This window comes from Micromonospora sp. NPDC048871, from assembly GCF_043198155.1.
GTDB lineage: Bacteria > Actinomycetota > Actinomycetes > Mycobacteriales > Micromonosporaceae > Micromonospora.
The window spans coordinates 177,719-195,100 of record NZ_JBICUM010000006.1 but is presented as its reverse complement, the minus strand read 5'-3'; the positions used below and the strand labels follow the sequence as shown (position 1 = coordinate 195,100).

Sequence of the window (17,382 nt, the reverse complement as noted above, 5' to 3'; positions counted from 1 at the left end):
GAGGTGGATCATGACCAACGGACCCCCGGCGGTGGAGCTGGAGGACCTGCGCAAGACCTACGGCGAACTGGTGGTGCTGGACGGGCTGACCATGCGGGTGGCCACCGGCGGAGTGCACGCCCTGCTGGGCCCCAACGGGGCCGGCAAGACCACCACGGTGCGGATCCTGGCCACCCTGACCCGGCCGGACTCCGGCACCGCCCGGGTGGCCGGGCACGACGTACGGCACCACCGGCGGCAGGTCCGGCGGGTGATCAGCCTCGCCGGCCAGCACGCCGCCCTGGACGACGGGCAGACCGGGGTGGAGAACCTGACCATGCTGGCCCGGCTGACCGGGCTCTCCGGACCGGCCGCCCGCCGCCGGGCCGCAACCCTGCTGGAACGGTTCGACCTCGTCGAGGCTGCCGGTCGGCGGGTGCGGACCTACTCCGGGGGGATGCGCCGTCGGCTGGACCTGGCGGCCAGCCTGGTCGGCACCCCCTCGGTGATCTTCCTGGACGAGCCGACCACCGGGCTGGACCCCCGCAGTCGGCAGGGCCTGTGGGAGGTGATCGGTGAACTCGCCCAGGCCGGGGTCACCGTGCTGCTGACCACCCAGTACCTGGAGGAGGCGGACCGGCTGGCCGACCGGATCACCGTGCTGCACCAGGGCCGGCTGGCCGCCGAGGGCACCGCCACCGAACTCAAGCGACGGTTCGGGGCCCAGCGACTGGAGCTGATCTGGCGGGACCCGGCCGGATTCGCGCAGGTGGCGCAGCGCCTGGGCGACCGGGTCCTGGGCCAGGATCCGGCCCGGCTGGCCCTGGCGGTCAGCACGGACGGCAGCGCACCGCAGGTACGCCGACTGCTCGACGAGATCGACCCGGACCGGCACGGGGTGGTCCGGTTCACCGTCCGCGAGGCGACCCTGGACGACGTCTTCCTGACCCTCACCGGCCGACCGGAGGTTACCCATGTCTGAGTTGGCGCTGCGGGGTGCCCAGACCGGGGTGATGATCGGCCGCTGCGTCCGACTCTCCCGGCGCAACATCGACGCCCTGCTCACCTCGCTGGTGTTGCCGGTGCTGCTGATGTTGCTCTTCGTCTACCTCTTCGGCGGGGCGATCGACACCGGCTCGGCCTACGTGACCTACGTGGTACCCGGGGTGCTGCTGCTCTGCGCCGGGTTCGGGGCGGCGGGTACCGCGGTGAGCGTGACCACCGACCTGACCGAGGGGATGATCGAGCGGCTGCGCACGATGGACGTGGGAGCCACCTCGATCCTCGGCGGGCACGTGGTGGCCAGCGTGGCCCGCAACCTGGTGGCCACCAGCCTGGTGCTGACGGTGGCCGTGGCCATCGGGTTCCGGCCGGCCGTGACGCCGGTGCGCTGGCTGGCCGCCGCCGGGCTGCTGGTGCTGTTCCTGCTGGCGGTCTCCTGGGTGTCCGCGGCCTTCGGGCTGCTGGCCCGTACCCCGGAGGCGGCCAACGGCTACACCTTCCTGGTGATGTTCCTGCCCTATCCGAGCAGTGCCTTCGTACCGGTGGAGACCATGCCCGGTTGGCTGCGCGGCTTCGCGGAGCACCAGCCGGTCACCCCGGTCATCGAGTCCCTGCGCGGCCTGCTGCTGGACACCCCGGTCGGGTCGGCACCCGCCCGAGCGTTGGCCTGGTCCCTAGCCATCCTGACCCTAGGCATGCTGCTCTCCGCAGTGCTCTTCCGCCACCGAGTCACCTGACCCCCCGCCCCTCACGTGTCGATCATGACGTTAGCGGTAGTTCGAAGATCGACAACTGCCGCTAACGTCATGATCCACGGGGTGTTTTGGGTGGGGGTGGGGGTCAGTCGTTGAGGACCTGCTGCAGGCGGTCGCGGAAGCGGCGCTCCGAGGCGCTGACCACGCTGCCGCCCAGGCCCAGGACCCCGCCGCTGCTGGCCGCGCCGACCACCTGGTCGGCGATCTCCACCAGCCAGTGCCGGTACGCCCCGGCCTCCCCCTCGTCGACCTTGGCCGCCAACAGTTCCATGGCCGCCTTGGCCCGGGCCAGCACGTCCTCGGCGTAGCCGCGCGGGTCGGCGGGGGCGATGGCGGGCAGTTCCTCGCCGGCCTCCGGGTCGCCCACCCGGGTCACCAGTTCACCGGCGACCGCGGCCACCAGGGGACTGGCGGACTCCCGGCCGGCGGAGATGCTCTCCAGCCCGGCGGCGCTCTCCGCCATCGTCGCCTTGGTGCCGTCGGACTCGGCCGCGCTGGCCGCGGTGAGCACCGACTGCGGCAGACCGACGAGCAGCCCCCATTCCTCGTCGGTGAAACCGAAACCGGTGTACGCCGGCTGTTCGATCATGTGCCTCTCCCGCTCGTCGTCGGTCTTTCCCTCGGCCGGACCCGGGTCGGTGCGGCCGACGGCTGGCCCAGGTTAATCCAGCGACAGCAGCCCTTGTTCGGACACCACGCTGACCGACAGGGTCTTGTACCCGACCTCGTCGAACAGCACCGTCATCCGGCCCTCCTCGTAGCTGAGCACCAGGCCGGGCCCCCACTCCGGATGCCGGACCTGGCTGTGCACCGGGAAGGGACCCACCGCGCCGTCGTCGGCGACACTGGTGCCGGCGTGACAGTTGTCGCAGTGCCCGCAGATCTCGCTCATCTGTTCCCCGAAGTACGCCAGCAGGGTCTGGCCCCGGCAGGCGCTGGTCTCGGCGAAGGCACGCATCATGTCGGTACGCGAGCGGGTCAGGTTCTGTTGCCGTTCGGCCTCGGCCAGGGCGGCCTCGGCGGCCTGGACGGGGGTGGGGGAGTAGCGGGGTGCCCCGATCCGCTGCCCCGCCCGGGGTTGGGCGGCCCCCACCTGTTCCAGCAGCGCCAGGTACTGGCCGAGCTTGCGGGGGCCAAGGCCGGTGGTCTCGCGCAGTTCCTTGCGGGTGCTCGGGCCACTGCGCAGCAAGGCGGCCAGGTCGCGCAGCTCGGTGAGATCCGGCAGGCCACCGCTGAAATACCGCTGCAACCCGACGTCCTCGGCCTGCCAGAGCAGCAGGACCCGGGCGGGCTGGCCGTCGCGTCCGGCGCGACCGATCTCCTGGAAGTAGCTGTCCGGCGAGTCGGGCAGGGCCATGTGCACCACCCAGGCGATGTTGGGCTTGTCGATGCCCATGCCGAACGCCGAGGTCGCCACCATGATCGGCACCTGGTCGGCGAGGAAGGCCTCGTGCAGGCGGGCCCGGGCACCCCCGGCCATCCCACCGTGGTAGTACTGCGCCGGGAAACCGGTCGAGGTGAGTCGCTCGGCCAACTCCTCGGCGGCGCGCCGGGTGGGCACGTAGATGATGCCGGGCCGCTCGTCCTGCTCCAGCAGGGCGATCAGCCGCCGCCACCGGTAGTCCTCGGTCGGGCAGTGCGCCACCTCCAGGAAGAGGTTCGGCCGGTCCAACCCGGAGACCACGATCTCCGGGTCGCGCAGCCGGAGCCGGGCGACGATGTCCTCGCGTACCGGTGGGGAGGCGGTAGCGGTCAGCGCCACCACCGGCGGGCGGCCCAGGCCCTCGATGAGCTGCCCCAGGGCCAGGTAGTCCGGGCGGAAGTCGTGTCCCCAGGCGGAGATGCAGTGTGCCTCGTCGATGGCGACCAGGGCGGGCTTCAGCTCCCGCACCTCGGCCAGTCGCTCGGGGTTGGCCAACTGCTCCGGGGTGATGAACAGGAACTCCGCCCGGCCGTCGCGGATCTCCGCGATCGCCTCGGCCTGCTGGCTGGGCGACTCGTCCGAGCTGATCCGTACCGCCCGCAGCTCCGGTCGCTGGCGCTCGTTGAGCGCGGCGATCTGGTCCTGTTGCAGGGCCAGCAGGGGCGAGATCACCACGGTGGGGCCGGGGATCAGGCTGGCCGGGATCTGGTAGATCGCCGACTTGCCGGCGCCGGTGGGCAGGACCACCAGGGCGTCGCGGCGCTTCATCACGGCCCGCATGGCGGCGAGCTGGTTGGGCCGCAGGGTGCTCCAACCGAACAGGCTGCGAGCCGCGCGGCGCAACGACATCGAGTGCGTGGTCAGTTTCATCGAGGGCCGCAGGTACCCGGGCGACCTGATGCCGAAACCGGACCGGCTCCCGGGGTCGGGCCACCTCACCGGCGGTTCAGCGCCGGAACATCGCCCGGATCGCCAGCAGCAACAGCAGGCCGCCGACCACCAGGCCGAGCAGGCGTACGCCGGGGATGTCGGCCGGGCTGGTCGCGTCGCTCAGCAGCAGCAGCTCCATCCCCGCACTCTCGCCGGACAGCGCTCCCAAGGCAACTGTAAGGTTTATTGACTATTCCCGGGTGCGAGTGTGACCATGGCTGAACCGTCGGGTGACGGTACGAAGTGGAGGAGAGCAGGCATGAGGGCGTCCAACGGAAACCTGGCGGCGCTGGCGAACGCGGTGCTGCAGCCCGGTTTCGTCGGGACGGTCCCGCCCGACTGGGTCCGTCGCCTCCTCGGCGAGGGGCTCGGCTCGGTCGTCCTGTTCAGCCGCAACGTCGTAGACCCGGAGCAGGTCAGCGCGCTGACCGCGGCCCTGCGGGCGGAACGCCCGGAGGTGATCGTCGCGATCGACGAGGAGGCCGGCGACGTCACCCGGATCGAGTGGGTACGGGGCAGTTCCCGGCCGGGTAACCTGGCCCTCGGCATGGTGGACGACCCGGCGCTGACCGAGGAGGTGGCCCGTGATCTCGGCGCCGAACTCGCCGCCGCCGGAGTGACCCTGAACTACGCCCCGGACGCGGACGTGAACTCCAACCCGGACAATCCGGTGATCGGGGTGCGCTCCTTCGGCGCCGACGCCGCCCTGGTGTCCCGGCACACCACCGCCTGGGTACGCGGCCTGCAGTCCAGCGGGGTCGCCGCCTGCGCCAAGCACTTCCCGGGCCACGGCGACACCCATGTCGACTCCCACCACGATCTGCCCCGGATCACCGCCGACCGGGCCCGCCTGGCGGCCGTCGAGCTGGCCCCCTTCCGGGCCGCGGTCGCCGCCGGGGTGCAGGCCGTGATGACCGGTCACCTGCTGGTGCCGGCGCTGGACCCGCAGCTCCCGGCCACCCTGAGCAGTCGGATCCTCGGTGGCCTGCTCCGGGAGGAGTTGGGCTTCCAGGGGGTGGTGGTGACCGACGGGATGGAGATGCGGGCGGTGTCCGGCCGGTACGGCCTGCCCGGGGCGGTGGTCCGGGCCCTGGCCGCCGGAGCGGACGCGATCTGTGTCGGCGGCGAACACGCCGACGAGCAGGTCGTCGACCAGCTGCGGGAGGCCATAGTCGGCGCGGTCGTCTCCGGGGAACTGCCGGAGGAACGACTGGCCGAGGCGGCCAAGCGGGTCGGCCAACTGGCCGCCTGGACGGTGGCCGCCCGAACCGCGACGGTCGACGGCCGGAACGGGTCGGTCGAGGGCCGGACCGGGTCGGGCGACGGCTGGGCCGAGGGGGCCGGTTCGCGGGTCGGGCTGGCCGCCGCCCGCCGGGCGGTCCGGGTCACCCACACCGACGGGCAGCGGACCCTGCCCCTGGACGGCGCCGCGCATGTGGTGGAGTTCGCCCCACCCCACCACCTGGCGATCGGTACGGACACCCCCTGGGGGGTGGCCACCCCCCTGGCCGAGTTGCTGCCGGGCACCACCGGAGTCCGCTACACCGAGGAGGCCACCCCGGCCGATCCCAGCGCCGGGGCCGCCGGCCGCCCCCTGGTCCTGGTCGTGCGGGACCTGCACCGGCACTCCTGGATGCGGGCCGCGGTCGACCGGGCCCTGGCCACCCGACCCGACGCGGTGGTGGTGGAACTGGGGGTCCCCGCCCTGGTCACCGGGCCGGTGCACATCGCCACCCACGGCGCCACCCGGGCCTGCGGGCGGGCCGCGGCCGAGGTGCTCAGCGGGGTCGCCGGCACCCCCGGCTGGTGATCAGGTCGCGTACCGATGGGGATTCGCGGGTCTTGCGTACCCTTGGCGGCGTGATGAACCGACCCTCCGCCGGTAAGACTCCCCCCACCTCCCCCCGTAGGCTCGCCGGCCTGCTGGCCGGGCTGGCCCTGGGCGCCGCCCTGCTGGCCGGTTGCAGCTCCGAAGGGGCCAGCACCGACTGCGGACTGGACGCCTGCACGGTGACCTTCGACCGTGGGGTCGAGGCCAACGCCAACATTCTCGGTGTCGAGGCCAAGCTGGTCGGCGTCCAGAACGACCAGGTCACCCTCGACATCGCCGGTGAACAGTTGACCCTCACCGTCGGCCAGCAGGCCACCGAGGTCGGTGGTCTCGCGGTCACCCTGGACAGCGTCACCGATTCCCAGGTCGCGGTGCGAATCTCCCGCAACCCGAGCTGACGGTCACCACGGGCGGCGGCGCCACGTTTGGAAATCTTCGCGTCCGGTGATTGAGAGCCCATGTCTCTCACCCGGAATGCCGAAGCCACCGCCGCCCGTACGGCCGACAGCCGGTGGCTGGAACTCCTCGCCCGGGCCGGTTTCATCGGCTACGGGATCGTCCACCTGTTGTTCGGCTGGCTGGTCCTCCAGCTCGCGTTCGGCAAGTCTGCCGACGACGGCGACCAGTCCGGCGCGCTGCGTACCCTCGCGGCGCAACCCATGGGCAAGTTCCTTGTAGTCGCGATCGCCGTCGGGATGCTGGCCATGGCGATCTGGCAGGCCCTGGAGGCGGCCGTCGGGCACCACGCCGCCCAGGGCAACGACCGGACCAAGGAGCGGGTCGTCTCCGCCGCCCGGACGGTCATCTATCTCTGGCTGGCCTGGACGGCCTGGAAGGTCTTCTCCAACGCCAACTCCGACAGCGCCTCCCAGCAGGAGGAGCTCACCGCCCGGATGATGGAGTCCACCGGTGGCCGCTGGCTGGTCGGCCTGGCCGGCCTGGTCCTCGCCGGGATCGGTGTCGGCATGGTCATCTACGGGGCCAAGAAGAAGTTCATGAAGCGGCTCAAGACCGGCGAGATGAACGGCCGGACCACCCAGCTCGCCCGCCGTCTCGGCATGGCCGGCTACATCTCCCGAGGCAGCGCCTTCGCGGTCACCGGTCTGCTGGTCGTGCTGGCCGCGGTCAACTACGACCCGGAGAAGGCCCGAGGGCTCGACGCCGCTCTGCGTACCCTGCGTGACCAGCCCTTCGGCACCATTCTGCTGCTCCTGATCGGCCTGGGTATCGCCGCCTTCGGCGTCTACTGCTTCCTCCAGTCCCGCTACCGCAAGGTCTGATCCTCCGGCCGGCCACCGCCTCCCAGCGGTGGCCGGCGGCGGCGATCCGAGGCACGATAGCCCCTTTGTGCGGATCTTGCCGTCGGCTCGGAGGAGGAGCAACACGTGCACAGCTACCTGGTTACGGTCGTCGCCGCGCTCGCTGCGGCGGCGATCGCCGTCGTCGTCGTGGAGGTGGTGCATCGGCTGATCAAACGGTGGGGCCGCCGTTCGGTGCTGCTGACCGAGTTGGCCGAGCACGCCCACCGGGCCGCCCAGGTGGCCGCGACCGTGTTGGCGGTGCAGTTCGCCATCCGGTTCAGCACCGGGTACGCCGTCGGCACCGCCTGGCGTCAGGTGCTGCTGCATCTGCTGGTGCTCGCGGTCATCGCCGCCACCGCCTGGCTGGTCACCTCCCTGCTGGTGGTGGTCGAGGACACCGCCCTGGCCCGGTTCCGGGTAGACGTGCCGGACAACCGCCAGGCCCGCCGGGTGCGTACCCAGGTGGTGATGCTCCGCCGGGTCACCATCGTGGTGATCGTGATCCTCACGGTCGGCGTGATGCTGATGACCTTCCCGGCCGTACGCGGCATCGGCGCCGGGGTCCTGACCAGCGCCGGTGTGGTCGGTATCGTCGCCGCCCTGGCCGCCCAGAGTCTGCTCGGCAACCTCTTCGCCGGGCTGCAACTGGCCTTCAGCGACGCAGTCCGGCTGGACGATGTGGTGGTGGTCGAGGGGGAGTGGGGTCGCATCGAGGAGCTGACCCTCACCTACGTGGTCGTGCAGATCTGGGACGACCGGCGGCTGATCCTGCCCACCTCCTACTTCATCAGCACCCCCTTCCAGAACTGGACCCGGACCGAGGCCGCCGTGCTGGGCACGGCCGAGTTCGAGGTCGACTGGTCGGTCCCGGTGCAGGCCATGCGGGAGGAGTTGCGTCGCCTGGTGGAGGGCACCGAGCTGTGGGACGGCCGGGTCTGCGTACTCCAGGTGACGGACGCCACCGGCGGCATGATCAAGATTCGGGCGTTGGTGAGCGCCGGCAGCGCCGGGGCCCTGTGGGACCTGCGCTGTCTGGTCCGGGAACACCTGGTGGCGTGGGTACGCGACCACCGGCCCACCGCGATGCCCCGGCTGCGCGCCGAGGTCGGCGACGGTGCCGGCACCCTGCCCTGGCAGTGGGTACGACCCGCACGGGCGCCCCGCCGGCACGCCGAGGTGCCGGACGACGCGCGCCTGTTCGGCGGCAGTGACGACGGCGAGGCCCGCAGCGAGGCCTTCGTCGGCCCGGAGGAGCCCGCACAGGCCCGCCACTGACCCCCCGCCCGGCCGGGCCGCGCCGCTGGGTCCCCGGCTGCTCGGGGCAGAGAAACCGCCCTGATCCGGAGGGAAACCACCGGAGGCCGGGTTTGTCGCCGGGTTTTCCGGGGACCTGCTGCGGGACGCTTCTGTCCCATCTCTCGGTGCCTGCCGCCGGGCGGAAAGTCGACCATCCGCAGGCAGGATTGACCGGCGCCGAGTTCGGGCATACAGCGCGAAGATGAACGAGAGGGGGACAGCATGGCCGACGTGGCGAACATCCGGGCATCCCACAACGGGAGGACATCCCACAATGGGCGGACGCCCCACAGTGGGGGCGAACCGTCCACCGCCGAGTTGGTCCAGCGGGCGGCCGAGCAGGTCTCCCGCCTGGTACGCGACGAACTGACGCTGGCCCGCGCCGAGGTGACGGAGAAGGGCAAGCGGGCCGGCATCGGGGTCGGTCTGCTGGCCGGGGGCGGGGTCTTCGCGTTCTTCGGTCTCACCGCGCTGATCACCACCGCGATCCTGCTGCTGGCCCTGGTGCTGCCGGCGTGGGCCGCCGCCCTGATCGTGGGGGTGGTCATGTTCCCGATCGCCGGGGTGCTCGCCCTGATCGGACGACGGGAGCTTCGTCGGGCGGTGCCGCCGGTGCCGCAGGCCACCGTGCGCAGCCTGCGCGCCGACGTCGACGTGGTCAGCGCCGCCGTCCGGGACAGGGGGCGGGCATGACACGCAACGGCAGCGGTGACACCGAGGCGCTGCGGGAGGAGATCCAGCGCACCCGGGTCGAGCTGGGCGAGACGATGGAGGCGCTGGCCGCCAAGGCGGACATCAAGAAGCGGCTGAAGTCCTCTGCGGACCAGACCCGGGAACGGGTACGGGACCAGGCCGCGGTGACGGTGGCGCGGATGCGCGCGCAGACCGGGATGCGGCGCGACGCCACCACAGGCAGCGCCCGCAGTGGTCCAGCGCCCTTCCTGGCGCTGGCCGCCGGGGCGGTCGTCGCCGCAGTGATTCTGGCCATCATCCAGGGGAGGCGTGGATGAGCAACACAATCGGCAAGGCGGCCTACCGACCGGTCGGCGTGCTGATGGGGCTGGCCGCCGGTGCCCTCGCCGGCGTCATCTTCCGTCAGGTGTGGAAGATGACCGCCGGGGACGGTGAGGCGCCCAACCCCACCGACGAGGACCGCCGGTGGGCCGAGATCCTGGCCGCCGCCGCCTTGCAGGGTGCCATCTTCTCGGTGGTACGGGCCGCTGTGGACCGGGGTGGAGCCGTCGGGGTACGCCGGTTGACCGGCAGTTGGCCCGATTAGACCCGCCCGGTAAGGGGCCCTTCGACTCATGCGCGGCCACCACCTAGTGGGCCTGACCTATCCGTCAGGTCACATGTCGGAGAATTTCGTCCGGTAGGCTGTGCAGAGTTTTTGCGTACGTGGTTTGCTATTCCACGCTGTTGAGAGATGGCGTGGGTTGAGAGAAGTCTCCTTCACCGGGGGCCGCCTCAGGCGCCGCTGCTCGAAAACGGCCAACCGGCCGCACCGGCGTGCTTGGCCGCCAGTTTTAGAAGGAGATACAGATGGCGCAGGGAACCGTGAAGTGGTTCAACGCAGACAAGGGCTTCGGCTTCATCACCGTCGATGGCGGGGGTGCTGACGTGTTCGTCCACTTCTCGGCCATCCAGACCAGCGGCTACCGCTCGCTGGAGGAGAACCAGCGGGTGGAGTTCGAGATCGCCCAGGGCCAGAAGGGTCCGCAGGCCGAGCAGGTCCGCCCCCTCTGACAACACCGGTCGGCGGCTGCCGGCCAGTGGCGAGGCCGCCCCAGACATCGGTGTGAAGCCCCGCGTTCCTACCGGACGCGGGGCTTTCCCGTGCGCGGGGCCCTTTCGTGCTTGGCCCGGGGCGAATCCACCTCCGACCGTGCCGGCCGCATCCGGTACCGGACCCTGAGGTCCGGTACGGGGTCAGCGGCGGTTGCGGGCCCGTACCCCCAGCCAGAGCAGGACCAGGCCGGCCACCATCAGCACCGGGCCGATCACGGCCCAGATCCGCTGGCCGGCCATCACACTGCCCTCGACATAGCCCAGCCCCTGCACCGTGCAGGCCGCGCCAAGGACCACCCCCAGCAGGCCGAGGGTCAGCCGGAACCAGCCGCTCATCACGACCTGTTTGTCCTCGGGCCGGTCGGTGACCCCGCCGGCCGGTTCGTTCACCATCGGTGATGCACCTGCGGTCGGATCAGCTCGTCGTAGACCGAGGTCACCTCGGCCAGTTCCGATGTCGACAGTGGCGGCTGACCGGCTGCGGCGACATTGGCGCGGGCCTGTGCCCCGTCCCGGGCCCCCGGGATGACCACGGTGACCCCCGGCTGGTCGAGCACCCAGCGCAGGGCGAACTGGGCCATCGTCCGGTCGTCGCCGACCAGGGGGGCCAGCCGGCGTACGGCGGCCAGGCCGGTGGCGAAGTCGACACCGGAGAAGGTCTCCCCGACATCGAAGGCCTCCCCGTGCCGGTTGAAAGACCGGTGGTCGTCCGCGGCGAAGGTGGTGTGCTCGTCGTAGCGGCCGGAGAGCAGCCCACTGGCCAGCGGAACGCGGGCGATGATGCCGACCCCGGCGCTGGCGGCGGCCGGCAGCACCCGCTCGATCGGCTTGTGGCGCAGCGCGTTGAGGATGATCTGGACGCTGGCCACCCCGGGTCGGGCGATCGCGGTCAGGGCCTCCTCGCAGGTCTCCACACTGACCCCGTACCCGGCGATGCGCTTCTCCTCGACCAGGGTGTCCAGGGCGTCGAAGACCGCGTCGTCGGCGAATACCACCGTCGGGGGGCAGTGCAACTGCACCAGATCCAGAGTGTCCATTCCGAGGTTCGCCCGGGACCGGTCGGTCCAGGCCCGGAAATTGTCCAGGGTGTACGCCTCGGGGGCCTGCGGTACCCGGCGGCCCATCTTGGTGGCCACCGTCAGTGCGGCCTCCGGGTGGGCGGCGCGGAACCGCCCGATCAGCTGCTCGCTGCGTCCGTCGCCGTACACGTCCGCGGTGTCCAGGAAGGTGACCCCGGCCTCGACGGCGGCGCTGAGCACCTGCATCGCGTCGTCCTCGCTGACCGTGCCCCAGTCGGCGCCGAGCTGCCAGGCGCCCAGGCCCACCACGCCGGCCTGCCGGCCGAGTCGGGGGAAGGTGCGTTGCTCCATGGGGGGAGCCTAGTGGCCGCGGTTGCCTCCGGCCGGGTCGGGCCGTAATCTAGCAATACGTACGTACGGTTTGTATTTTTGGGAGGTCGGGATGTGGGCCCGAAGGTCTGTCGGCCTGGCAGGCCGACCTGCTCCCGTGGCCGCCCGCCGAGCCGGTCTCCGAGTCGCTGGTCGCCGCCGACTGTGCGGTGGACGCCTGGGAGACTGTCTATGTGCACCTGCTGGCGGCCCCGCCCGACGCGGACCATCCGGTGTTGACCTGGATGGAGGGCACCGCCCTGCGCCCGGTCCGGGCCGCGCTGGACCCCGCCCGCTGGTCGGCCTTCCGGGCCGCCCTGGGAGTACGCCTGACCGAGGCGTACCCGGTGCGGCAGGGGCAGGTGTACTTCCCGTTCCGCCGGATCTTCGTCGTCGCCCGGACCGGCGCCAGCGCCCAGGAGAGTCTGTGACCGATCTGCCTACCTTCATCGCCGGACTGCCCAAGGTGGAGCTGCACGTGCACCACGTCGGCTCCGCCCTACCCCGGATCGTGGCCGAGCTGGCCGCCCGGCACGAGGGACGCACCCCGGTCCCGGCGGATCCGCAACTGCTGGCGGACTACTTCGTGTTCCGCGACTTCGCACACTTCATCGAGCTGTACCTCAGCGTCGTGGATCTGATCCGCGACCAGGAGGACGTCTGGATCCTCACCCACGAGGTGGCCCGGGAGTTGGCCCGCCAGCAGGTCCGCTACGCCGAGCTGACGGTGACCCCGTACTCGCACGTGCACCGGGGCATCCCCGCTGAGGCCTTCTGCGAGGCCATCGAGGACGCCCGCAAGCGGGCCGCCGCCGACTTCGGCATCGAGCTGCGCTGGTGCTTCGACATCCCGGGGGAGGCAGGCCTGGCCGCCGCCGAGGAGACCCTGCGGATCTGTCTGGAGCAGCGACCGGAGGGGCTGGTCAGCTTCGGTCTGGGCGGGCCGGAGATCGGGGTGCCCCGCCCGCAGTTCAAGCCCTACTTCGACCAGGCCCGGGCGGCCGGGCTGCGGTCGGTGCCGCACGCCGGGGAGACCACCGGCCCGCAGACCGTCTGGGACGCCCTGCGCGAGCTGGGGGCCGAGCGGATCGGGCACGGCATCTCCGCCGCCGGAGACCCCAAGCTGCTGGAACACCTGGCCGAGCGGCAGATCCCGATGGAGGTGTGCCCGACCTCCAACGTGCGGACCCGGGCGGTGCCGCGCATCGAGGAGCACCCCCTGCCCCGGCTGGTCGAGGCCGGGCTGCTGGTGACCATCAACTCCGACGACCCGCCGATGTTCGGCACCACCCTCAACGACGAGTACGCCGTGGCGGCCCGCCTGCTGGAGGCCGGTCCGGCGCAGGTGGCGCAGTTGGCCCGCAACGCGGTGACCGCGTCCTTCCTGGACGAGACCGGCAAGCGGCGGATCCTCGAGGAGATCGACGCCTACCTGGCCGCCGCGTCGGCCTGAGGTTCCCGAGCCGATCTAGAGGCGCGCGGCGGAAGAAAGGTATGTGGGGGGACCGTGTCTCCCGCCGCGCGCACGGCTCCACCGGCCGATGCGCTGGGAGCGGAAGGCCGGGGAACTGCTGGTTTCGCACCGAATCCTGACAGTGCTCGGCCGGTGCCGGGTGGGGATTAATCCGGATCTAAGGAAGACTTGCGCCGGGGCACAACCCGAACGGTCATCCCCGGATCTTCCGGGCGATTCAGCTGTCCGTAGGACGCTGTCGGGGCCACCGGCGTCCACTGCTCTTCTGCTCCCGGGCCATCCGGCCCACCAGGCCGAACCGGCTGACCTGCCGGGGGGTCGCCTCCGGGTCGGCCAGCAGCATCACCACGCTGGCCCCGCCCAGCCGCGCCCGGTCGATGCTCACCGAACCGTTGGCCTGCAAGGCCACCCGCTTGGCGATGTCCAACCCCAGACCGGTGGAACCCTGGTCGCTGGCACCCCGGCGCAGGGCCCGGTCCGCATCGGGGATGCCCGGCCCGGCGTCATCGATCCGGATGGCCACGTACCCGTCGCGCCGGGAGACCGCCACCTCGAAGGCGGTGCCCTGCGGGGTGTAGCGGAACACGTTGCCGATCACCGCGTCCAGGGCGGCGGCCAGCTCCGCCCGGGGCACCGGCGCGGGGATCCGCAACTGGGCCCCGATCACCCGGTATGGGCGGTTCTGGTCACCGGCCAGGGCGGCCCAGAAGACCATCCGCTCCCGGACCACCTCGCTCACATCACACATGGCCGGACCGGCCTCGGTGGCCACCGCCTTGCGGGTGGTCTTGATCAGGGTGTCGATCTCACCCTCCAGGGTGACGATCGCCTGCCGGATCCGCCGGATCCCCCGCCGGTGATCCAGCTCCGCCTGGCTGAACGATCCCACGCTGGTGTCGTCGGACTCCAGGGCCTCGGCATCCAGGCGCAACACCGTCAGGGGGGTACGCAGCCGGTGCGACAGATCCGCCACGAGTTCCCGTTCCTCCGTGCGGGCCGCGACGAAACGCTCCGCCATCCGGTTGAAGGCGTGGCCCGCCTCGGCCAGCTCCCGGGGGCCGCTGGGTTCGACCCGTACCCCCAGGTCGCCGTCGCTCACCGCCAGGGCCGCCTTGACCAGATCCCGGGTGGCGTCCACCGCCCGGACGGCCACCCGGTCCACCACCAGCACGGCGGCGCCCACCAGGGCCACGGCCACCCCGGCCAGCAGCAGCCACCGGTTGCCGGCGCCCTCGTCCAGGGCGGAGTCGGAGACGAAGACCTCCACCACGGCGGTACGGTCGGCCAGCACCACCGGATCCAGCCGCAGCACGCCCCCGTCGACCTCCAGCACCAGGGACCGCCGCTCGGAGCGGGCCTGCGCCAACTGCCCGGCCTCGGCGCGTCCGGCCGAGGGGACGTCTTCCAGGCCGTGCACGACCGGGCGGGTCGCCGGATCGTCGCCACTGGCGTCGATCGCCCGGGCCACCACCTCGGGCTTGGTGCTCACCGCCAGGGCCCCGGTCACCAGGGCGCTGCGTCGGGCCGCGTCGGCGATCGCCTCCTCCCGGGCCTGTGCGCCCAGGGTCAGCCCCAGCGGCACCAGGAAGGTCAGCGCCAGCAGGGCCCCCATCCCGGCCGTCAGCAGGGCCAGCGACCGCCTCAGTCCGGGGTGACCAGCCGAAAGCCCACCCCCCGCACGGTGCGCAGGTAGCGCGGTCTCGCCGCGGACTCGCCCATTTTGCGCCGTAGCCAGTACAGGTGAACGTCGATTGTCTGATCCTCGCCGACCGATGGCTGCCGCCATACCTCCTCCAAGAGCTCCCGCCGGGACACTACCCGGCCCGGGCGGGCGGCGAGATACGCCAGCAGGTCGAATTCCTTTCGGGTCAGCGCCAGGGCCACCCCGTCCAGCTGCGCGCTGCGTTCGCCGAGGTCAACCCGCAGGCCACCGACGGTCAGCACCACCGGCTGCTCCGCCCGACTGGCCCGCCCCACCCGGCGCAGCACGCTGGTGATCCGGGCGTCCAGGTGGGCCCCGGTGAAGGGCTTGACCATGTAGTCGTCCGCCCCGGCGCGCAACAGCCGCACCACGGACTGCTCGTCGTCGCGGGCGGTGGCGATGATGACCGGCACGTCCGTGATGCCGCGCAACATCCGCAGGGCGTCCGAGCCGTCCAGATCCGGCAGCCCCAGATCCAGCACGACGAGGTCAGGTGCCTCCGCGGCGACCCGACGCAGGGCGTCCAGGGCGGTGCCCACCGCGTGCACCGCGTGGCCCCGATCGGTGAGGGAACGAAGCATCGCGCCGCGTACGACGTGATCGTCTTCGACCAGGAGGACGGTGGCCACCCCAGCACGGTACTCGGCGCGACGCACCGGGCGTTGTTGCGGCCCACCCCGGAACCCGCCAAGCTGGTCCAACGATGACCTTCACCCTCTACCCGGACACCCGACTGATGCTGGCCCGGGACAGTCTCGCCGGCCTGTCGGTCGGCGACGCCCTGGGCTCCCAGTTCTTCGTACCCGGCCGGGCCCCCGGGGACCTGGCGGCCGGTCTGCTCCCGCCGCCGCCCTGGCAGTGGACCGACGACACCGAGATGGCCTGCTCGGTACTGACGGCACTGGCCCAGGCCGGCACCATCGACCGGGACACCCTGGCGGTCGACTTCGCCCAGCGGTGCGAACCGTACCGGGGTTACGGCCCGGGTGCGGTGCGCATCCTGCGGTTGATCCGTACCGGCACCCCCTGGCCGGTCGCCGCCGCCTCCGCCTTCGACGGGCAGGGCTCCTGCGGCAACGGCGCGGCGATGCGGGTAGCCCCCCTGGGGGCCTGGTTCGCCGACTCCACCCACCGGGCCGCCGCCCAGGCGCGGGCCTCCGCCGAGGTGACCCACGCCCACCCGGAGGGCATCGCCGGTGCGGTGGCGGTGGCGGTGGCCGCCTCGTTGGCCGCCCGGGCCCGCCTGGACGGGGACCGCCCCGCCCCGGCCCGGCTGCTGGCCGCGGTGGCCGCCGCCCTGGACCCGGCGACCGAGGTGCACCAGGGGGTACGCCGGGCGGGTGGGCTGCTCGGCCGTCCCCTGGCCGAGGTCGTGGCGGCCCTCGGCAACGGTGCCCGGGTCACCGCGCAGGACACCGTGGCCTTCACCCTCTGGGTGGCCGCCACCCACCTGGCGGACTACCCCTCGGCGGTACGGGCCTGTGTCGAGGCGGGCGGGGACGTGGACACCACGGCCGCCATCGTCGGCGGGGTGGTGGCCGGATACACCTCCGTCGGTACCCCCGGCGGGGTTCCCGCCGACTGGCTGGCGGCCCGCGAACCGCTACCCGACTGGGTCGACTGACCCGGATCGGCTCAGCGCCCGGCGCGGGCCGGCTGCTCCCGCCCGGCGGCCGGTGCCGCCGGGTCCTCGGAGAGCACCGAGCGGTCGATGGTGTCGCCGCGACGGCGCCGGCTGATCAGCCAGCCCACCACCGCGCCGCCACCCAGACCGGCGACCAGGCCGGCGGCGAGCAGACTGTTGGCGTTCGGACCGGTGTCGCCCGGGGCGGCCGACCCTGCGGTCGGGGCGGCACCGTGTCCACCGTGCGCGGGGTAGGCCGGGTCGCCCGGGGTCAGGGTCAGCGGCGGCAGCGGACGCTGACCGGGCCCGGCACCCCAGTGCACCTGGAGCCCGTCGGCGTACGTCTGGATCAGCTCGAAGGTCACCTGCTCGGCCTGGGGCAGGGGAGCCATCGAGAAGGCCAGCCGGGCCGGGCCGGCCTCCGCCGGACCGGGGGCCCGGGTCCAGGTCAGGGCGGCCGTGACGACATCGGTGGGCGGGCCGTGCAGGCCGACCACCGGCACCTGGAGCCTGCGGGGGGTGATGGTCGGGGCCCAGCCGGGCACCGACAGCGGATAGACCTCCGCGATCGGCGGGTCCACCGGCATCCGGATCTCGATGCGCTCGGTACGCACCCCCGGCCGTTCGTCCGGCACGGTGAACTCCATCTTCACGGAGTTGCCCTGCTGAGCCTCGGTCGGGGTGAAGCTCACCCCGTCGGCCCAGGCCGCCGTCGGCCAGAGCAGCACCAGGGCGGTGACCAGTACGGCGACCGGCCCGCCCCGGCGTCGACGGCTCCCACCGCAGGTCCTCGCCATCCGGGTCCCCATCCCTGTCCCAGGACCGGAACCGACTCCGGTCACACCAGGTAGTTCGGATGCCGGGCCGGAAAGGTTCAACGACGGCCGGC

At 72.2% G+C, this 17,382-nt stretch carries 20 protein-coding genes and 1 pseudogene; 13 read left to right on the top strand and 8 right to left on the bottom strand.

What is annotated here, in order from left to right:
- Positions 1-10 precede the first annotated feature (10 nt).
- Positions 11-961, top strand: a complete 951-nt coding sequence (locus ACGFIK_RS16340) for an ATP-binding cassette domain-containing protein (protein ID WP_327026849.1) — start codon at positions 11-13, stop codon at positions 959-961.
- A complete protein-coding gene (locus tag ACGFIK_RS16335) occupies positions 954-1,718 on the top strand; it encodes an ABC transporter permease (RefSeq protein ID WP_327026848.1) in 765 nt (254 codons plus the stop codon). The genes ACGFIK_RS16340 and ACGFIK_RS16335 overlap by 8 nt, the downstream gene beginning before the upstream one ends.
- 103 nt (positions 1,719-1,821) lie before the next feature.
- Here the strand turns inward: ACGFIK_RS16335 and ACGFIK_RS16330 are convergent, their stop codons facing one another.
- From ACGFIK_RS16330 to ACGFIK_RS16320, 3 genes are all read right to left on the bottom strand, one after another.
- Positions 1,822-2,325, bottom strand: coding sequence for a hypothetical protein (locus ACGFIK_RS16330; RefSeq protein WP_327026847.1), 504 nt, complete (start codon positions 2,323-2,325; stop codon positions 1,822-1,824).
- 72 nt (positions 2,326-2,397) lie between these two features.
- Positions 2,398-4,029, bottom strand: coding sequence for a RecQ family ATP-dependent DNA helicase (locus ACGFIK_RS16325; protein ID WP_327026846.1), 1,632 nt, complete (start codon positions 4,027-4,029; stop codon positions 2,398-2,400).
- Positions 4,030-4,105: 76 nt separating this feature from the next.
- The gene (locus tag ACGFIK_RS16320) at positions 4,106-4,228 is read right to left on the bottom strand and encodes a hypothetical protein (RefSeq protein WP_327026845.1); all 123 of its coding nucleotides are present in this window, start codon (positions 4,226-4,228) and stop codon (positions 4,106-4,108) included.
- Between the two features lie 120 nt (positions 4,229-4,348).
- Between ACGFIK_RS16320 and ACGFIK_RS16315 the strand changes: the two genes are divergently transcribed.
- From ACGFIK_RS16315 to ACGFIK_RS16280, 8 genes are all read left to right on the top strand, one after another.
- A complete protein-coding gene (locus ACGFIK_RS16315; protein WP_327026844.1) occupies positions 4,349-5,899 on the top strand; it encodes a glycoside hydrolase family 3 protein in 1,551 nt (516 codons plus the stop codon).
- Positions 5,900-5,952: 53 nt separating this feature from the next.
- Positions 5,953-6,318 carry a hypothetical protein gene (locus tag ACGFIK_RS16310; protein ID WP_327027174.1) on the top strand — a complete coding sequence of 122 codons (366 nt, stop codon included), beginning with the start codon at positions 5,953-5,955 and terminating at the stop codon, positions 6,316-6,318.
- 60 nt (positions 6,319-6,378) lie between these two features.
- Positions 6,379-7,200: a DUF1206 domain-containing protein gene (locus tag ACGFIK_RS16305; RefSeq protein WP_393340002.1), complete on the top strand. Its 822-nt coding sequence runs from the start codon at positions 6,379-6,381 to the stop codon at positions 7,198-7,200.
- Between the two features lie 105 nt (positions 7,201-7,305).
- Positions 7,306-8,496 (top strand): mechanosensitive ion channel family protein, encoded by a 1,191-nt coding sequence (locus tag ACGFIK_RS16300; protein ID WP_393339999.1) that lies wholly within the window; start codon positions 7,306-7,308, stop codon positions 8,494-8,496.
- 243 nt (positions 8,497-8,739) lie between these two features.
- Positions 8,740-9,210 (top strand): phage holin family protein, encoded by a 471-nt coding sequence (locus ACGFIK_RS16295; protein ID WP_327026841.1) that lies wholly within the window; start codon positions 8,740-8,742, stop codon positions 9,208-9,210.
- Entirely contained in the window at positions 9,207-9,527 is a 321-nt protein-coding gene (locus ACGFIK_RS16290; protein WP_327026840.1) for a DUF3618 domain-containing protein, read from the top strand. The genes ACGFIK_RS16295 and ACGFIK_RS16290 overlap by 4 nt, the downstream gene beginning before the upstream one ends.
- Positions 9,524-9,796, top strand: a complete 273-nt coding sequence (locus ACGFIK_RS16285) for a DUF4235 domain-containing protein (protein WP_327026839.1) — start codon at positions 9,524-9,526, stop codon at positions 9,794-9,796. Before ACGFIK_RS16290 ends, ACGFIK_RS16285 begins: the two co-directional genes overlap by 4 nt.
- Before the next feature lie 263 nt (positions 9,797-10,059).
- Entirely contained in the window at positions 10,060-10,263 is a 204-nt protein-coding gene (locus tag ACGFIK_RS16280) for a cold-shock protein (protein WP_007458127.1), read from the top strand.
- Positions 10,264-10,446: 183 nt separating this feature from the next.
- On the opposite strand, the gene ACGFIK_RS16275 is transcribed toward ACGFIK_RS16280, so the two are convergent.
- Complete coding sequence (locus tag ACGFIK_RS16275) at positions 10,447-10,698, bottom strand: hypothetical protein (protein WP_393339995.1); 252 nt, start codon at positions 10,696-10,698, stop codon at positions 10,447-10,449.
- Positions 10,692-11,675: an aldo/keto reductase gene (locus ACGFIK_RS16270; protein ID WP_357530812.1), complete on the bottom strand. Its 984-nt coding sequence runs from the start codon at positions 11,673-11,675 to the stop codon at positions 10,692-10,694. Before ACGFIK_RS16270 ends, ACGFIK_RS16275 begins: the two co-directional genes overlap by 7 nt.
- Positions 11,676-11,788: 113 nt before the next feature.
- Between ACGFIK_RS16270 and ACGFIK_RS16265 the strand changes: the two are divergent.
- Positions 11,789-12,124, top strand: a pseudogene (locus ACGFIK_RS16265) (trans-aconitate 2-methyltransferase); the annotation flags it as partial.
- A complete protein-coding gene (locus ACGFIK_RS16260; protein WP_327026837.1) occupies positions 12,121-13,146 on the top strand; it encodes an adenosine deaminase in 1,026 nt (341 codons plus the stop codon). The pseudogene ACGFIK_RS16265 and the gene ACGFIK_RS16260, both read left to right, overlap by 4 nt.
- Positions 13,147-13,384: 238 nt before the next feature.
- Here the strand turns inward: ACGFIK_RS16260 and ACGFIK_RS16255 are convergent, their stop codons facing one another.
- Both ACGFIK_RS16255 and ACGFIK_RS16250 read right to left on the bottom strand, forming a co-directional pair.
- Positions 13,385-14,779: a HAMP domain-containing sensor histidine kinase gene (locus ACGFIK_RS16255; RefSeq protein WP_327026836.1), complete on the bottom strand. Its 1,395-nt coding sequence runs from the start codon at positions 14,777-14,779 to the stop codon at positions 13,385-13,387.
- A 29-nt stretch (positions 14,780-14,808) separates the two neighbouring features.
- A complete protein-coding gene (locus tag ACGFIK_RS16250; protein WP_327026835.1) occupies positions 14,809-15,498 on the bottom strand; it encodes a response regulator transcription factor in 690 nt (229 codons plus the stop codon).
- 74 nt (positions 15,499-15,572) lie between these two features.
- Between ACGFIK_RS16250 and ACGFIK_RS16245 the strand changes: the two genes are divergently transcribed.
- A complete protein-coding gene (locus tag ACGFIK_RS16245) occupies positions 15,573-16,493 on the top strand; it encodes an ADP-ribosylglycohydrolase family protein (RefSeq protein WP_327026834.1) in 921 nt (306 codons plus the stop codon).
- An 11-nt stretch (positions 16,494-16,504) separates the two neighbouring features.
- On the opposite strand, the gene ACGFIK_RS16240 is transcribed toward ACGFIK_RS16245, so the two are convergent.
- The gene (locus tag ACGFIK_RS16240) at positions 16,505-17,290 is read right to left on the bottom strand and encodes a DUF1775 domain-containing protein (protein ID WP_327026833.1); all 786 of its coding nucleotides are present in this window, start codon (positions 17,288-17,290) and stop codon (positions 16,505-16,507) included.
- Positions 17,291-17,382 lie beyond the last annotated feature (92 nt).

What these genes read in the sequence shown, in the direction of transcription:
- ACGFIK_RS16340 (WP_327026849.1), top strand. Translation starts at nt 11, where the DNA reads ATGACCAACGGACCCCCGGCGGTGGAGCTGGAGGACCTGCGCAAGACC.
- ACGFIK_RS16335 (WP_327026848.1), top strand. Translation starts at nt 954, where the DNA reads ATGTCTGAGTTGGCGCTGCGGGGTGCCCAGACCGGGGTGATGATCGGC.
- ACGFIK_RS16330 (WP_327026847.1), bottom strand. Translation starts at nt 2,325, where the DNA reads ATGATCGAACAGCCGGCGTACACCGGTTTCGGTTTCACCGACGAGGAA.
- ACGFIK_RS16325 (WP_327026846.1), bottom strand. Translation starts at nt 4,029, where the DNA reads ATGAAACTGACCACGCACTCGATGTCGTTGCGCCGCGCGGCTCGCAGC.
- ACGFIK_RS16320 (WP_327026845.1), bottom strand. Translation starts at nt 4,228, where the DNA reads ATGGAGCTGCTGCTGCTGAGCGACGCGACCAGCCCGGCCGACATCCCC.
- ACGFIK_RS16315 (WP_327026844.1), top strand. Translation starts at nt 4,349, where the DNA reads ATGAGGGCGTCCAACGGAAACCTGGCGGCGCTGGCGAACGCGGTGCTG.
- ACGFIK_RS16310 (WP_327027174.1), top strand. Translation starts at nt 5,953, where the DNA reads ATGAACCGACCCTCCGCCGGTAAGACTCCCCCCACCTCCCCCCGTAGG.
- ACGFIK_RS16305 (WP_393340002.1), top strand. Translation starts at nt 6,379, where the DNA reads ATGTCTCTCACCCGGAATGCCGAAGCCACCGCCGCCCGTACGGCCGAC.
- ACGFIK_RS16295 (WP_327026841.1), top strand. Translation starts at nt 8,740, where the DNA reads ATGGCCGACGTGGCGAACATCCGGGCATCCCACAACGGGAGGACATCC.
- ACGFIK_RS16290 (WP_327026840.1), top strand. Translation starts at nt 9,207, where the DNA reads ATGACACGCAACGGCAGCGGTGACACCGAGGCGCTGCGGGAGGAGATC.
- ACGFIK_RS16285 (WP_327026839.1), top strand. Translation starts at nt 9,524, where the DNA reads ATGAGCAACACAATCGGCAAGGCGGCCTACCGACCGGTCGGCGTGCTG.
- ACGFIK_RS16280 (WP_007458127.1), top strand. Translation starts at nt 10,060, where the DNA reads ATGGCGCAGGGAACCGTGAAGTGGTTCAACGCAGACAAGGGCTTCGGC.
- ACGFIK_RS16275 (WP_393339995.1), bottom strand. Translation starts at nt 10,698, where the DNA reads ATGGTGAACGAACCGGCCGGCGGGGTCACCGACCGGCCCGAGGACAAA.
- ACGFIK_RS16270 (WP_357530812.1), bottom strand. Translation starts at nt 11,675, where the DNA reads ATGGAGCAACGCACCTTCCCCCGACTCGGCCGGCAGGCCGGCGTGGTG.
- ACGFIK_RS16255 (WP_327026836.1), bottom strand. Translation starts at nt 14,779, where the DNA reads ATGGGGGCCCTGCTGGCGCTGACCTTCCTGGTGCCGCTGGGGCTGACC.
- ACGFIK_RS16245 (WP_327026834.1), top strand. Translation starts at nt 15,573, where the DNA reads ATGACCTTCACCCTCTACCCGGACACCCGACTGATGCTGGCCCGGGAC.
- ACGFIK_RS16240 (WP_327026833.1), bottom strand. Translation starts at nt 17,290, where the DNA reads ATGGCGAGGACCTGCGGTGGGAGCCGTCGACGCCGGGGCGGGCCGGTC.